The following is a 15,636-nucleotide window of genomic DNA, read 5'->3' as shown; positions in this document are numbered from 1 at the left end:
ATCTTATCAGCAAAGGATGTGAGAACATGGAAAAATCTTTGGAACAGTTGAAGCAGGAATATGAAAAAACCACTGTCCTGCTGGAACAGGAAAAACGGAAAATGCAGCGTTTGAAAAACCGGCAGGCGTATCTGGAAAGCGGTTCCCGGAAACAGAGGACGCACCGGCTGATTACCCGTGGGGCAGCTATTGAGAGCATTGCACCACAGACAAAGGAGCTATCCGAAGCGGAATTTTATTCCCTCATGGAAAGCATTTTGAATCTGCCGCAGGCGGAGCATTTCATCCGGTCTGCCACAGAGAACCACGCCCGTATTTCCGGGCAGGAGAAAGGCGGTGACTAAGGATAGCACTTTATCATTTTTCAATCGCACAGATCAAGCGCAGCGCCGGTCAGAGCGCCATTGCCAGCGCAGCCTATCGAGCCGGGGAGCGTCTTTACAGCAGCTACTATGGAGAAGTCAGCGACTACACCAAAAAGGGCGGCGTGATCGCTTCGGAAATCATGCTGCCGCCCCATGCGCCGGAAATATATCTTGACCGGGCGACCCTCTGGAATGCTGTGGAGAACTGCGAGAAACATCCAAAAGCACAGCTTGCCTATTCCTTTGATATTGCCATGCAGAATGAATTGACGCTGGAAGAAAACATGGAGCTGGCGAGGAAGTTCGTACAGGAGCAGTTTGTGACAAAAGGCATGATTGCCGACCTTGCTTTTCACAGCCCGGAGAAAGAGGACGGCGGCATCCCTAACCCGCATTTTCATGTGATGACAACCATGCGGCCTTTGAACCCGGATGGCACATGGGGACAAAAACAGCGTCGGGAATATCTTCTTGATGAAGATGGAAACCGAATCCGGGATAAAAACGGCGATTATATGTTTAACGCTGTCCATACAACAGACTGGCATGAGCCGGAAACGCTGGAACACTGGCGGGAGCAGTGGGCGGCTGCCGTTAATACAAAATTTGAGGAAAAAGGGCTGGATGTGCGTATCGACCACCGTTCCTATGTGCGGCAGGGGCTTGACCTGATACCTACTGTCCACGAGGGAGCTAATGTCCGGCAGATGGAAGCAAAGGGCATCCGCACCGAGAAAGGGGAACTGAACCGCTGGATTAAAGCCACCAACCGGCTCATGCAGGATGTGAGGAAGAAGATCAAAGCCCTGTTTGTCTGGATGGCAGAGGTAAAAGAAGAACTTTCCAAACCGCAGACACCGAGCCTTGCCGACCTGTTGATCGCTTATTACAACCAGCGCAACGCAGGGGCATGGAGCAATAAAGCCAGAACCGGAAACTTAAAGCAGTTTGCCGAAGCCGTCAATTATCTGACGGAAAACAAGCTGCTCACATTAGAGGATTTGCAGGAGCGTCTTTCCTCTGTCAACGAAGAATTTGAAGCGTTAAGCGACTCCATGAAAAAGAAATCTGCCCGGATAAAGGAATTGCAGGAATTGATACGGGAGGGCGAGAATTACCAGCGGCTAAAACCTGTTCATACGGAATTGAACAATATCAAGTTTAAGAAACAGAGGGAGAAATTTGAAACATCCCACGATGCGGAGTTACGGCTGTTTTATGCCGCCCGCCGTATTTTGAAAGAAAAACTGGACGGAAAACCCATTGCCCTGAAAGCATGGAAACAGGAATACGCACAGTTAAAAACAGAGTATGCCGAACTGTCTCCGCAGCACAAGCCACTCCGGGAGGAAGTCATACGGCTACGGCAGGTGCAGAACGCCGTAGATACCGCACTGCGCCGGAGGGAGCAGCCACAGGCAGTACAGAGAAAGAAACATGAGATGGAGCTATGATATAACCGGCAGCTTTACCGCTACCAGTATTTTTATGGAGGGAGCATTTGAATGTATTTGAAGCGGTGAAACAGTCTGTTACCACCCGGCAGGCTGCTTCATTCTATGGAATCCGGGTGGGGAGAAACGGCATGGTCTGCTGTCCATTCCACAATGACCGCACGCCCAGCATGAAAGTGGACAGCCGCTTTTACTGCTTCGGCTGCGGGGCTTCCGGGGATGTGATCGACTTTGCCGCTTTGCTGCATGGATTGGGGAAACGGGAAGCTGCGGTCAGGCTTGCGGAGGACTTCGGCGTTTCCTATGAGAAATCCGGCAATGCGCCGCCAGATAGGAAGCGTCACAACAGGTCACAGCCCCGACAAAAATCAGCGGAGCAGAGATTTCAGGAAACGGAACGGTATTGTTTCCGGGTGCTATGCGATTATCTGCGCCTGCTGGAGCATTGGAAAACAGCACACGCCCCACAGCCGCAGGATGCCATCTGGCATCCTCTTTTTGTGGAAGCGTTGCAGAGGATAAGCTACACAGAATACCTTTTGGATATTTTGTTATACGGAGAAATAGAAGAAAAAGCGGCATTGATCGCCGCACAGGGAAAGGAGGTGTTGCGGCTTGAACAGCGAATTTCAGAGCTTGCCGCCGGAAACGCAGGAAGCGGTCAAAAGGACGATGGACACAATGGAACCGGCGCAGACACCGGCAGAAATCCGGGAAACATTAGAGGGGACGCAGAAAGGCGGCGTGAAGAACAGCATCCGAAACTGCCTGACGGTGTTCCAGCGTGACCCTCTGTTTCGCGGGGCGCTGCGCCTGAACCTTTTGACGGAGCAGATTGACATTGTGAAGCCGCTGGGCTGGGAGCGCACCAGTACCACGCTGACCGACATGGACATGAACTACCTGCTTTTGTATCTGGAAGAAAATTACGGGCTTACCAGCGAGAAAAAGGTGCAGAGCGCCATCAAGATTGTTGCCAATGAAAACCGCTACCATCCAGTCAGGGATTACCTGAACAGCCTGCAATGGGACGGCACAGAGCGCATCCGTTACGCCCTGCATCACTTTCTGGGAGCCGATACGGACGAATACACCTATGAAGCCTTGAAACTGTTCCTGATGGGAGCCATCCGGCGGGTATTCAGACCGGGGAGCAAGTTTGAGGTCATGCTCTGTCTGGTTGGTGGTCAGGGAGCCGGGAAATCTACCTTTTTCCGGCTGCTGGCAGGCAGGGACGAATGGTTTTCAGACGATTTGAAAAAGCTGGACGATGAAAATGTGTACCGCAAGCTGCAAGGGCATTGGATTATCGAGATGTCGGAGATGATTGCCACAGCCAACGCCAAGAGTATTGAGGAAATCAAGTCATTCTTAAGCCGCCAGAAAGAAACCTACAAAGTGCCGTATGAGACACATCCGGCAGACCGGCTGCGGCAATGTGTATTTGGAGGGACGACCAACCGGCAGGACTTTTTGCCCCGTGACCGCACCGGCAACCGGCGCTTTCTCCCCGTGACGGTGTACCCGGAACGGGCGGAGGTTCACATACTGGACGATGAAGCGGCGGCGAGGGCGTATATCGAACAGATGTGGGCGGAAGCCATGACGGTTTATCGCAGTGGGAAGTATAAGCTGTCATTCAGCATGGAAATGAACCGATACCTGAACGCCCACCAGCAGGACTTTATGCAGGAAGACACACAGGCCGGCATGATCTACGCCTATTTGGAGGACTACACCGGCGACAGGGTATGTTCCAAGCAGCTTTATGAGGAAGCGCTGGGGAACTTAAATTCCCCGGCAGACTGGGAGACACGGGCAATCTGCGAGATTATGAATACCGGCATTGCGGGCGGCATCATACAGGGCTGGGTAGCCTACAAAAGCCCGAAGCGGTATAAGAAATACGGTTCTCAAAAAGGCTGGGAGCGTGTCAACCAAGCTCCGCCGGAGGGGGACGGTTTTCAGGAAATCACGGAAGAAGAAGCCCGGCAAATGGAACTTCCATTCTGAAAAGCCACCGGTTGACAGTTTGGTTGACGCTTTGGTTGACAGCCGGTTGACGGGGAAAAGCCTGATATTTGGGGCATTTCTCTCCTTTGTCAACCATGTCAACCAAGAAATCAAAGAAAAAGTAAAAAGTAATAATAGAGCGCCTATGGATTGTTTTCAAAGTCTTTTCTGCCGGTTGACACGGTTTGGTTGACACGGAGACAGTCTGCGGCTGTACACCTGTCTGACATTCCCTTGTCGGGCATATTTCATTTATGGAGGTAACTGCCTATGGCAAAAAGCAAAAACGAGAGCAATAACAAAAACAGCGGCACCCTGCTTACCGAAAAAGACGGCACCCAGTATTTTGTCATGGGGAAAGTCCGTATCAAGGTATCGGAGCATTTCGCACAGGATGGGAAGCCGCTTGACAGCCTGCTGGAAGATGTGATCCAGCACGCTGCCGCCGCTTCCTGAAAAAATACGGAATAACGACTGTCAATCAGCCCACGCTTATGATATACTTGTACCAGCGAGTATTGTATAAGCGTGGGTTGTTTCTTTTAGAAGGAGGATTTTTAACCGTGAAACAACCATACAATACAACGATTTATAACACTGCACTATATTTGAGATTGAGCCGTGACGATGAATTACAGGGGGAAAGCGGCAGTATCCAGACCCAGCGCATGATGCTTAGACAGTATGCCGCAGAGCATGGGCTGACCGTTGTAGACGAGTACATTGACGACGGATGGAGTGGGACAAATTTCGAGCGTCCAAGTTTCCAAAGGATGATTGATGACATCGAAGACGGGAAAATCAACTGCGTTGTCACAAAGGACTTATCCCGTCTGGGAAGAAACTATATCCTGACCGGTCAGTACACGGAAATCTATTTCCCCAGCAAGGGAGTACGCTACATTGCCATCAATGACAATGTGGACACCATCAACGGAGAAAGCGAGCTTGCACCGTTCTTAAACATCCTGAATGAAATGCACGCCCGACAGACCAGCAAAAAGGTCAAGGCTGCCATGCACACAAGATTTGCCAATGGCGCACACTATGGAGCCTATGCACCGCTGGGCTATGTAAAAGACCCGGACAAAAAAGGTCATCTTCTGATCGACCCGGAAACACGCTGGATTGTAGAGAAGATTTTTGACCTTGCTGTACACGGGCGTGGAGCCGCCAGCATTACACGGATTCTGGTGGAGGAAAAAGTACCTACCCCCGGCTGGCTGAACTATGAAAGATACGGGACTTTCGCCAATATCTACGCCGGTGCGCCCGCAGAAAAAGCCTATGCGTGGACGATAGCACAGGTCAAGAGCATTTTGAAAGAGGAAACCTACATCGGTCACAGCATTCACAACAAGCAGAGCAACATTTCATTCAAGAACAAGAAAAAGGTGCGGAAGCCGCAGGAAGAATGGTATCGTGTGGAAAATACCCACGAAGCCATCATTTCTGAAGAAGTGTTCCAAAAAGTTCAGGAGCTGATTGCAAGCAGACGCAGGAAACGCAGAAACGGTACGACACAGATTTTCGCAGGATTGATAAAATGTGCAGACTGCGGATGGTCTTTAGCCTATGGGGAAAACAAGCAGAATAAGAACCCATACGGGTACTACCATTGCAGCAAGAACGGGCAGGGATTACGCCAGTGTTCCATGCACTATATCCGCTATGATGTACTGTATGCCTATGTGCTTGCAAGACTGCAATACTGGTCTATGCTGGCACAGAAAGACGAGGACAAGCTGCTGAAACGCCTGCTCAATGCCAGCGACAGGGAAAGAAACTCTGCGAAGAAAAAGCAGGCTGCGGAGCTGAAAAAGGCAGAGAAGCGTAAAGCCGAGGTTGACGGGCTGTTTGCTAAAATGTATGAGGACTGGTCTGCCGGACGCATAACCGAGTATAACTTCAATATGCTGTCCGAGAAGTACCAGAACGAGCAAAAGGAGCTTGAAACAAAAATAAGACAGCTTCACGAAACGATGGAAGCCGCCGTACAGACCGCAGCGGATGCTGAAAAGTGGATTGCCCTGATGAAACAGTATGTCAACCCTGTGGAGCTGACCGCCGAACTTCTGAACACTCTAATTGAAAAAATAACCGTCCACGAAGCTGTCAAGGGCGAGGACGGAAGCCGTGAGCAGGAAGTAGAAATCTACTACCGCTTCATCGGCAAAATCGACTGACCTTTCTTTTTTACCCAACAATATCTTTAATTAAGGGAGACGGGGAACTCCAATCCTGATATTGAATTGTTAGCTCCTATTGCAAGATTACTGCATATTTCCCTTGATACCTTGCTGTCTTTTCGCGAAAATCTGACTGACTTTGAAATCGAAGAGCTGATCCACAAAATGGACAAAATGTTTTCTGAGGAAGGCTTTGAGAAGACTTATCAGTGGGCTGTAAATACCATAAAAGAATATCCAAACTGCAATTTGCTGATCTGGCAAATTGCGGTAATGCTTGATTCGCGCCGGATCATTGGCATGTGCGAGAATCCGGATAGGTACGATGAGCAGATCAATTCCTGGTACGAAATGGCGCTGAGTGATAAAGATGAAAAAATTCAGCACTATGCAGCTGATTCCCTGTTTGGCTTTTATTTGCGAAAAAAGAATTATGAAATGGCAGAAAAATATTTAAACTATTTTTCCGATTATGATCCCATGAAAAAGGTGAAGCAGGGACAATTATATATGAAGCAGGGGAAAAAAGAAGAGGCATTTGAGATGCTGGAAAAGGCTGTTTTTTCAGAGTATACCACCTTGAATTTGGCTTTTGGAATCATGATTACTAAGGCTCTTGAGGAAAAAGATCATGGATACGCAAGGTTTCTGGCAGAGAAAATGTGTACATTAGCTTCAGGATTTGATATGGGAAAATACAATGAATGTGCAGCAATGTTGAATGTTGTGACCGCAGAGAACAATGTGGAGGGTACTTTCCAGGTTGCAAAGCAATTGCTGAACAATGTGGATACCATATGTGATTTTCAGGAATCCCAATTATACAAACATATGAAATTCCAGGAAGTTGAAAATCCATATACGGAAGAAATGAAAAAAGAATTGCTGGAAGGCTTCAGAAACGCAGAAGAGTTTGCTTATATGAAAGAATACGAACCCTGGAAAAAATTGTTATCAGGGAATTAAAATTATGATATTCAAAAGCCTTATCGTGCAAGCACGATAAGGCTTTTTGACCTTTTGACACTGGTATCAAAATTATTACTTTCCTCAAAATGGTTGTATATAAATAAAGAACGATGTATAGTATTTGCAAGGTTTTTCTTTTATTCCAAATCATGAATATGCTCATGTGGTAAACAGAGTATAGAAAGAACACACTTCAGAAAGGGAGTTTTATTATGGAAAAAACAATTCGTGAATTAACCAGGGATTTATTAGCAGCACCATCCGCTTGTAAAGAGATCAAAGACGCAGCACAAAATTATCTGGATGCTGTTGGAACGGAAAAAGAAGCAGATGCAGCCAAAGCATACGTTGCAGAGATGGAAGCGGATATTATGCCTATCGAGGGATTGATTTCCTTTGCTGAGTCTGATATGGGAGCTAAGGTTTTTGGTACAGATGGTGTGAAAAATGTTTTGCTTCACGCAAAAGAGCGCAAAGCTGCAGGTGAAAAATACTGTGATTGTCCGGCATGTGCAGCATGCGAGGCACTGCTTGCGAAGAAAGAGGAGATTTTAACCGAATAAACTGCGGCGCAGTTATTCGGTGTAGAGATACGTAGCGAAGCGGACCTGGAATATCCGCTTGACAATAAAGAAAAATCGGGAGCAGGACTTTACAACATGTTCGTGAGTGAGGGTAATTGGAGAAAAATCCGGAAATCAAGTTCAGATACAGACATACGAGGAGTGACAACAATGGAAACAATCACAAGAGACGATGCTTTTTCATTATTAAAAAAATACAACAAGGATCCATTTCATATCCAGCATGCACTGACTGTGGAAGCGGTCATGAAATGGTATGCAAACGAACTGGGATATGGAGAGGATGCTGAATACTGGGGAATCGTAGGGCTTCTTCACGACATTGATTTCGAGCTTTATCCGGAAGAGCATTGCCTGAAAGCACCGGAAATGCTTCGCGAGGCAGGGGTAGGCGAAGATGTGATACACAGTGTGGTATCTCACGGATATGGAATAACCGTAGGCTGCGGTGTAACGATTGATGTAGCACCGGAACAGGAGATGGAAAAAGTGCTCTTTGCAGCAGACGAACTTACCGGATTGATCTGGGCAGCAGCTTTAATGCGTCCGTCTAAGAGCACTAAAGATATGGAACTGAAATCCCTGAAGAAAAAGTACAAGAGCAAAGGTTTCGCAGCAGGCTGCTCCCGGGAAGTAATTGAGCGCGGTGCGCAGCAGCTTGGATGGGAACTGGAAAAATTGCTGACCATGACACTGCAGGCAATGGCAGCCAGTGAAGATACGATTAATGCGGAGCTAGAAAATGCCTGAATGTTGTTTTACAATCGAATGAATTACTATGCAGTATATCAGTCAACTATGGTATACTGCATCATTTCATAATGTAATCTGCATCCTTCTGTAATGTCAAATGGCAGAAGCGCTCTTGCTACCAGCTTCAGTTCTTCCTCGGGAAGATCTGTCCTGCGCAGGTGAGCGTAGTCGCCGTCAATAGATTCTACAATATAATCACAAATTAACATAGAAATTATCCCTCCGGTTTGTATTATTTATATGCTTATAGAATACCACAGAGAAAAACGTTTTTCAAATACCAATTCAGGTGCTATAATAGAATTCATAGATGAAAAAATTATCAGTGAATAACATCAGAAAATGAGGTATCAAAAATGTCAGCATTAACAATCAGTCCGGAAGATGAAAAAAGAGTAAAAGGAATGGGCTTTCTGAATAACAGAGGAACCGACCTGTTTTCAGCAAGAGTTCTTACAACAAATGGAAAAGTAACTGCAGCACAGCATCGCTGTATGGCAGACGCTGCAGAAAAATTTGGAAACGGTGAGCTTTTGTATACCACCAGACTTTCCGTGGAAATCCCGGGAATTCCCTACGATAAGATTGAAGAATTTCAGAAATTTATAGCGAAGGAAGGCCTGGTAACAGGTGGAACAGGGGCTAAGGTACGTCCTGTAGTGTCCTGCAAAGGAACTACATGCCAGTATGGACTTCTGGATTCCTATGCAGTATCAGAAGAAATTTACAGACGTTTTTATGAAGGCTACAGGGAGGTTGCACTTCCGCATAAATTTAAGATTGCAGTGGGTGGCTGTCCGAATAACTGTGTGAAACCAGACCTGAATGATGTAGGAATTATTGGACAGAGAATTCCAAACGTCAATGCAGATGTATGTAAAGGCTGCAAGAAATGTGCCATTGAGGCTGCCTGTCCAAACAAAGTGGCAAAGGTGGTTGATGGGAAGATTCAGATTGACAAAAACATATGTAAAAACTGCGGCCGCTGTGTTGGAAAATGTCCGTTCCATACCATTGAGGACGGCGCTTACGGCTATAAGATATACATAGGTGGACGCTGGGGTAAAAAAGTATCTCAGGGAAAAGCCCTTGGCCGGATTTTTACATCCAAAGAAGAAGCTCTGGATGTGATTGAAAAGGCCATTCTTTTCTTCCGTGACAATGGAATAAAGGGAGAACGTTTTGCGGAGACTATTGAGAGAATTGGCTTTGAAAATGTGGAGAAGCAGCTGTTGGAGCAGCTGTGAAAAGACGTTACCCGGGAGAGTCATTACAATTGGTGGAAATGCTCTGCACAGATAAAATAGAATTTGGAGGAAATATAACATCTATGAATACAAGAGAACAGATCCATGCATTATCTGAGGAAATGCTTGAAAATCTTGGAAAGCTGGTTGCCGTTGATTCCCAGCTTGGCACCCCGTCAGAGGGGAAACCTTTCGGAGAAGGACCGGCAGAGGCACTTGAGATCGGGCTTGAAATTGCCAGAGAGCTTGGTTTTAAAACCGTAAATCTTGATAATTACTGTGGTTACGCCGAAATGGGAGAAGGCGAGGAAATCGTAGGTATTGCAGGTCATCTTGATATTGTACCTGTAGGTGGTGACTGGACCTACGATCCATTTAAGCTGACACGAGATGGCGACCATGTATACGGACGTGGAACTACAGATGACAAAGGACCTGTAATTGAAGCTCTCTATGCGATGAAACTTCTAAAGGATTCCGGTGTGAAACTGAACAAAAGAGTCCGTCTGATCATGGGATGCAATGAGGAGACCGGTTCCAAATGTATGGCACATTATAATGAGGTAGAGGAAGAGTTATCCTGCGGCTTTACACCTGATGCAAATTTCCCATGTATTCATGGTGAAAAAGGCTATATGTCCATGATGGCATATTCCAAAAATACCAGAATTATCTCCATGAATGGTGGCTTTGTTTCTAATGCAGTATGCGATAACTGTACCACTGTGATTCCGGCGGAAGCTGGTCTTAAGGAGAAACTGGAGCAGATGCTTTCCGAAACAAAACTGCAGGAATATAAAGTTACGGAAACCGAAAACCAGATCACCATTTATGCAAAAGGCGTACCGGCTCATGCCAGCACCCCGACACTTGGTATCAACGCAGCAGGTGTTACCATGGAATGTCTTGCAAAGGCAGGCTTTGAAGACGATTTTGTTAAATTTTATAATCAGCACATTGGAACTGCCTGTGATGGCTCCGGTGTTGGCCTTAAAATTGCCGATGAATTTGGTGAGCTGACCTTCTGCAATGGAATCGTAAAAACAGAGAATGGTGTGATTTCCTGCACCATCGACATCCGTGTACCTGTAACCTTCAAAAAGGATGATATTCTGAATCGTATAGAGGGTAATCTGGAAGATGAAAATGGCCGTATTGAGGTGGGGGAAATCGGTAATCCGTTGTTCTTCCCAAGAGAATCTCCGCTGGTAAATGCCCTGTACAAGGCTTATGTGGATGTGACTGGCGACACGGAGAACAAACCAATGGTAATTGGCGGTGGTACCTATGCCAAATCTCTGAAAAATATTATTGCATTTGGTCCGGAGAAACTGGGGGTGGATTATCGTATTCACGGAGCAGATGAATTCATTCTGGTTTCTGAGATGGAAGAGGCTGTGGAAGTGTATATGGAAGCAATTAAGAATTTGTTAGCAATTTAACCGAATCAAGTAAGTTCCCTGGGGCGATTGCGAAAAGCAATACGCAGTGGGAGACTTTCTTGTATCAGGAGGAGTGTAAGCTCCTTCTGATAAACTGCGAAGCAGTTATTCGGTTATGAGCAAGTAGCAAAGCGGACCTGGAAGATCTGCTTGCCTCCAATTAAACAAGTTTTGAATACAAAAATAAAAGAAGAAGTCCTCGAATGTTACTGGCATTCGAGGGCTTCTTTGTGTGATCAGGAAATTACTTTGCAATACTTCTTTTACACAAAAAAAGCTCTGAGAATATTGAGATTATATTGCAATTGGAAAATGTCAATATCTGTATCAGAAATGACAATGTTAGAATCGTCTTTTTTTAACAAGCAGGTATATAATAGGCGTGCATTGAAAAGAAAGTGTCAACACAGGTTAAACTGAGTTAGCACTAATCCTGGCTTTTCAGAGAATTGTATTCACCGGGATTGCAGCCGAAATACTTGCGGAATCCGATGGCAAAACGGCTTGCATTGCTGAAGCCTGTCAGGGCAGCAATCTGAGTCATGGAATACTGCCCGCTTTGTACCAGGGAGAAGCTCTTTTTCGCCCGGTATTCTTCCAGATAGGCAGTGATGGTTTTGCCCGTCATTTTTTTGAAAAGACGGCAGCAGACCTCTCTGGACAGATGCACATGATCTGCAAGCTGCTGTAGGGATATTACAGAATCAAAATGCGTATTCAGATAATTCAGCATTTGTTCCAGACGTTCAAGCTCCAGCTGATTGGAAGGCGTGTAATGGGAGGAATAGTTCTGACTCTCAAAGAGAATATCACTGAAAATCTGGCATAGAAGTCCTTTGATTTTCAATTCGTAACAGTAAGGTTTGTGATCAAAAAGCTGTTCGATCAGATTAAGCTTTTCCAGGATCTGTTGGTGCGAAGGTGTATCAGGCGTCAAAAGAACACATGGAATTGCTGCGTTTTGAAGAAAAGGTCTGAAACAGTTTTTCTCCACATCACTTCCAAAGTCTCCGTACATAAAGTCCGGGCGGACCAGAATGGTGCTGTATCTGGCTGGTTGATTGCCCGGTGAATGGCAGCTGTGAGGCACATTTCGATTTATGAGAAGACCTTCTCCTGGATTCAGATGATAGCTTTTTTGATAAATCTGATAGATAGATTCTCCTTTTCTGGGAAGGCTGATCTCCAGATCATTATGCCAGTGAATGGGAACACTTTTTCCTTCAAAATCCCAGAGATCATCATGACTCACTGTCATTGGAAAGCTTTCGGTTCCATGAGGGCAAAGTTCTCTGTTGGTATCGTCTACCAGAATTTTTCGCATTGACATATACAATTCTCCAAGTGGTTTATATTTTTATTATAGCGCCAGCACATGTGCAGCGCAAGAGGGAGGTACAGATGTCTCGTTCAAAAGAAATGGATCTGACCACAGGAAATCCGTTCTGGTCTTTGCTGAAATTTGCCATTCCTGTAATTTTAGGAAACCTGTTTCAGCTTTTTTATACTCTGGCAGATTCTGTGATCGTGGGAAAAACGCTGGGAGCAGAGTCCCTTGCAGCAGTTGGTTCCACCAGCATTATTATCTACTTTGTGTTCTGTTTTATCAATGGATTTACCGGTGGATTTGGTATCTGCCTGGGGCAGCGTTGTGGTGCAAAGGATGAAAAAGGAATGCGAAAAAGCATTGCTGTTTCCACTCTTTTAAGTATTGCCTTTACGGTGGTTCTTACACTTGTCTGTTGTCTGCTTGCGCATCAGATACTTAGCTGGATGCAGATTCCTGAGGATATTTCCGGAGAAGCCTATGACTATATGTTTGTGGTGCTTCTGGGCACCGGTGCAACCGTTTTTTACAACATGATCTCTAATATGCTGAGGGCTCTTGGAGACAGTAAAACACCACTGTATTTCCTGGTATTTTCTTCTGTTTTGAATATTTTTCTGGATATTTTATTTATTGTTCCCATGCATATGGGAGTGGCAGGAGCAGCCTGGGCTACCATACTTTCCCAGTTCCTTTCCGCTGTACTTTCCTTGCTTGTAGGAATGAAAAAATTTCAGATTCTTCATCTTCACAGAGAAGATTTTTATGACCTGAAAGACGCAGCAGTCCTTCATTTGAAAACCGGTTTTCCAATGGGGTTTCAGATGTCGGTTATGTGTATTGGACAGCTGGCTATGCAGGCTGTGGTAAATTCTCTTGGAACGGCAGCAGTAGCCGGTTACACTGCCGCTTCCAAAGCAGACCAGCTTTCCGTCCTTGTAAATAATGCTATGATGACTGCAATTTCCAATTATGTGGCACAGAATTTTGGTGCTGGAAAGAAGGACAGAATCCGTCAGGGAGTACGCGCCTGCCTGATTCAGACAGAAGCTTTTAACCTGTTTATGTGTGTTGGAATTCTCATCCTTCGCCATCCGATCGTGCGGATGTTTCTGTCTGATCCAACACAGGAAATATATCATTATTCCGATATGTATCTCACAATTGTGGCACCATTTTATTTCATTCTTGGTCTGCTTGCCGTATACCGCACTTCCATTCAGAGCATGCAAAACGGCCGGGCTCCTTTCACAGCCTGCATGATCGAGCTGGTGATGCGGATCATTGCTACTGTTGGAATGGCAGGAATCCTTGGCTATACGGCTGTCTGTATTGCCAGTCCACTGGCCTGGTTCGGTGCGTGTGCACTTCTGATCCCTTGCTATTACAGGATGATGAAAGACAGCGCACAGACCGCTTAAATTGTGGTATTTTTATGAAATTAGTAGATATTGGCATGGCGAGATGGTATAATCAAGGTGTTTTGGGTGGAATGACGGGAGAATTATATGATTCGTTCCAATCGGGAAAGTGGTTTTGGACGCTATGATATTATGCTGATTCCGCGTCCTCAAAGGGAAGGCAGTCTGCCGGCTATGGTTCTGGAATTCAAGTTTTATAATGAAAAGATTCATCATTACGGATTTGCATTTAAAGGAAAAGAAGTACTCATAGGAGAATAACTGCCTGGAGTAGCAGAAAATTCTATTAGATAATAAGATCCGACAGATGTTGTGAAAATATCATCTGCCGGATCCTTTTATTATCTGTTTGTAGTTCTTAACAAACTATGTTCGCAAATATACTGGAACACAAAATAAAAAATAATTCCCTTTGAAACGGTGGAAAGTGTCAGTGCCCACCAGATTCCATTCAGTCCCAGTGCAGTGTTTGACAGGACTAGTGCAAGAGGAATTCGTATAACAGTCAGGCCAACGCTGATCAGACTGCAAAGCTGTGTACGTCCAAGACCAGACAGGGCGCCCACAGTCATCATTTCCACGCTGAGAAAAATTTCGGAAAATCCGATGATCCGCAGGTAATCAACGGAAAGCCGGATAACCTCCTCTTCGTGGAAAAAGAGCACAGAAATCTGCCGTGGAAAAAATACAAAGGCAATAGTGATCAGTGCAGCCCAGCATATCAGAAGCCGAATGGAAATATGGTATCCTGATTTGATTCGGTCTTTTTTTCCTGCTCCGTAGTTCTGTCCCATGAAAGCATTCAGGGCAGAGCCAAAACCGTCAGCCGTGTTCCAGGAAAGGGACTCAATCTGTCCGCCTACACGCTGTACGGCAATCGCTCCGTCCCCAAATCCGGAAACCATTCGGGTGAGTATCATGGAGATGATACAGTAAAGGCTTCCCTGAAGTGCAGTGGGGGTTCCAATGCGAAAGACACCTTTTAAACAGGCAATATCCGGTCGTGAAAGCAGACGGATTTTGTGTAGTACATTGGCTTCACCGTGGTCACGGAGAATTTCTGCAACAAGGATCAGCAGAACTATAATCTGTGCGGTAACAGTTGCAACTGCTGCTCCTACAACTTCTAATCTGGGAAATGGTCCTACACCAAGAACAAGAAGCGGATCAAGGATCATATTCAGTATCAGGCCAAAGAAGTTTGCTTTCAGCGGTGTTTTGGAATCGCCCTGGGCTGTGAAAAGACCTGTCAGCACCTGGGAAAGGAAGGAAAACAGGATCAGTCCGCAGGTAATCCGCATATAAATTCTGGCACTGTTGTAAGTCGCTGCATCATTTAATGCAAAAAAATGCAGCAGCGGATTAGTAAATAACATACTGATCAAGGTAACAAAAAGAGAGAAGAGTATGGTAAGCTGCAGAGCCGCCTGTGCAAAGCCTGCGGCAGTCTTCTGGTCACCTCTTCCAAGGGAATGCGCCATGTTTACCTGTCCTCCCATTCTTGCCAGGGAAGAAAGTCCCTGGGAGAGCCAGACGTACATACCTCCCACGCCCACACCCGCCACTGCTTTAGAGCCCAGCATTCCTATCCATGCCATATCTGTAATGTTGTAGGCGGTAGACAGGAAGGAAGAAGCCATGATTGGCAGTGCCAGCTCAGACAAAGTCCGTAAAATAGGACCGGAGGTGAGATTTAATTGTTTCTTTTTCATTTTAGATCTCCTGAAAATAGTAAAGTATCATTATTATACCATAGAAAACGCATTTTAAGAAGATGAAATATGACTTGAAAATACTCTAAAGCCTGTTTGAAAAAGTCTAGAGCGTGTTTGAAAAAGGCTTTCTGCAAGATGTGCGTCACAATTTGTGGGA

17 protein-coding genes are annotated in these 15,636 nt (G+C 45.7%); 13 read left to right on the top strand and 4 right to left on the bottom strand.

The window, feature by feature from the left end; translation table 11 throughout:
- Positions 1-26 precede the first annotated feature (26 nt).
- The 9 genes from LIZ66_RS13765 to LIZ66_RS13725 all read left to right on the top strand — a co-directional run bounded on the left by LIZ66_RS13765 (position 27) and on the right by LIZ66_RS13725 (position 8,324).
- Entirely contained in the window at positions 27-344 is a 318-nt protein-coding gene (locus LIZ66_RS13765; protein ID WP_008816380.1) for a DUF3847 domain-containing protein, read from the top strand.
- A gap of 2 nt (positions 345-346) precedes the next feature.
- Positions 347-1,819: a MobQ family relaxase gene (mobQ, locus tag LIZ66_RS13760; protein WP_074104019.1), complete on the top strand. Its 1,473-nt coding sequence runs from the start codon at positions 347-349 to the stop codon at positions 1,817-1,819.
- A gap of 47 nt (positions 1,820-1,866) precedes the next feature.
- Positions 1,867-2,607, top strand: a complete 741-nt coding sequence (locus LIZ66_RS13755; protein ID WP_014079457.1) for a CHC2 zinc finger domain-containing protein — start codon at positions 1,867-1,869, stop codon at positions 2,605-2,607.
- Positions 2,492-3,832 carry a virulence-associated E family protein gene (locus LIZ66_RS13750; protein WP_009321442.1) on the top strand — a complete coding sequence of 447 codons (1,341 nt, stop codon included), beginning with the start codon at positions 2,492-2,494 and terminating at the stop codon, positions 3,830-3,832. The genes LIZ66_RS13755 and LIZ66_RS13750 overlap by 116 nt, the downstream gene beginning before the upstream one ends.
- Positions 3,833-4,102: 270 nt before the next feature.
- Entirely contained in the window at positions 4,103-4,288 is a 186-nt protein-coding gene (locus LIZ66_RS13745; RefSeq protein WP_004849804.1) for a hypothetical protein, read from the top strand.
- Between the two features lie 107 nt (positions 4,289-4,395).
- Positions 4,396-6,018 (top strand): recombinase family protein, encoded by a 1,623-nt coding sequence (locus LIZ66_RS13740; protein WP_008791695.1) that lies wholly within the window; start codon positions 4,396-4,398, stop codon positions 6,016-6,018.
- A gap of 168 nt (positions 6,019-6,186) precedes the next feature.
- Positions 6,187-6,987, top strand: coding sequence for a transcriptional regulator (locus tag LIZ66_RS13735; RefSeq protein ID WP_227200933.1), 801 nt, complete (start codon positions 6,187-6,189; stop codon positions 6,985-6,987).
- 215 nt (positions 6,988-7,202) lie between these two features.
- Positions 7,203-7,553 (top strand): molecular chaperone Hsp90, encoded by a 351-nt coding sequence (locus LIZ66_RS13730; RefSeq protein ID WP_227200934.1) that lies wholly within the window; start codon positions 7,203-7,205, stop codon positions 7,551-7,553.
- Positions 7,554-7,724: 171 nt separating this feature from the next.
- The gene (locus LIZ66_RS13725) at positions 7,725-8,324 is read left to right on the top strand and encodes an HDIG domain-containing metalloprotein (RefSeq protein WP_173772756.1); all 600 of its coding nucleotides are present in this window, start codon (positions 7,725-7,727) and stop codon (positions 8,322-8,324) included.
- Between the two features lie 38 nt (positions 8,325-8,362).
- Here LIZ66_RS13725 and LIZ66_RS13720 read toward each other — a convergent pair whose 3' ends face one another.
- Positions 8,363-8,536 carry a chorismate--pyruvate lyase gene (locus LIZ66_RS13720; protein ID WP_118582657.1) on the bottom strand — a complete coding sequence of 58 codons (174 nt, stop codon included), beginning with the start codon at positions 8,534-8,536 and terminating at the stop codon, positions 8,363-8,365.
- Between the two features lie 147 nt (positions 8,537-8,683).
- Between LIZ66_RS13720 and LIZ66_RS13715 the strand changes: the two genes are divergently transcribed.
- Entirely contained in the window at positions 8,684-9,574 is an 891-nt protein-coding gene (locus LIZ66_RS13715; RefSeq protein ID WP_173717264.1) for a 4Fe-4S binding protein, read from the top strand.
- A gap of 83 nt (positions 9,575-9,657) precedes the next feature.
- Positions 9,658-11,016: a M20 family metallopeptidase gene (locus LIZ66_RS13710; RefSeq protein ID WP_118582740.1), complete on the top strand. Its 1,359-nt coding sequence runs from the start codon at positions 9,658-9,660 to the stop codon at positions 11,014-11,016.
- Positions 11,017-11,443: 427 nt separating this feature from the next.
- Here LIZ66_RS13710 and LIZ66_RS13705 read toward each other — a convergent pair whose 3' ends face one another.
- Positions 11,444-12,346 carry an AraC family transcriptional regulator gene (locus tag LIZ66_RS13705; protein WP_148461709.1) on the bottom strand — a complete coding sequence of 301 codons (903 nt, stop codon included), beginning with the start codon at positions 12,344-12,346 and terminating at the stop codon, positions 11,444-11,446.
- 71 nt (positions 12,347-12,417) lie between these two features.
- Here LIZ66_RS13705 and LIZ66_RS13700 point away from each other — a divergent pair, with 71 nt between their 5' ends.
- Positions 12,418-13,764, top strand: coding sequence for an MATE family efflux transporter (locus LIZ66_RS13700; RefSeq protein ID WP_204453979.1), 1,347 nt, complete (start codon positions 12,418-12,420; stop codon positions 13,762-13,764).
- An 87-nt stretch (positions 13,765-13,851) separates the two neighbouring features.
- Entirely contained in the window at positions 13,852-14,025 is a 174-nt protein-coding gene (locus LIZ66_RS13695; protein WP_148461707.1) for a hypothetical protein, read from the top strand.
- An 80-nt stretch (positions 14,026-14,105) separates the two neighbouring features.
- Here LIZ66_RS13695 and LIZ66_RS13690 read toward each other — a convergent pair whose 3' ends face one another.
- Both LIZ66_RS13690 and LIZ66_RS20100 read right to left on the bottom strand, forming a co-directional pair.
- Positions 14,106-15,476: an MATE family efflux transporter gene (locus tag LIZ66_RS13690; RefSeq protein WP_227200935.1), complete on the bottom strand. Its 1,371-nt coding sequence runs from the start codon at positions 15,474-15,476 to the stop codon at positions 14,106-14,108.
- A 54-nt stretch (positions 15,477-15,530) separates the two neighbouring features.
- On the bottom strand, positions 15,531-15,636 hold a 106-nt coding region (locus tag LIZ66_RS20100), incomplete at its 5' end, for a DUF6783 domain-containing protein (protein WP_408611552.1).

It is taken from the genome of Blautia faecis (genome assembly GCF_020554845.1).
Classification (GTDB): Bacteria; Bacillota; Clostridia; order Lachnospirales; family Lachnospiraceae; genus Blautia_A; species Blautia_A faecis.
Note: the sequence above shows the minus strand (reverse complement) of the source record. Positions and strands in the feature narration are given on the sequence as shown.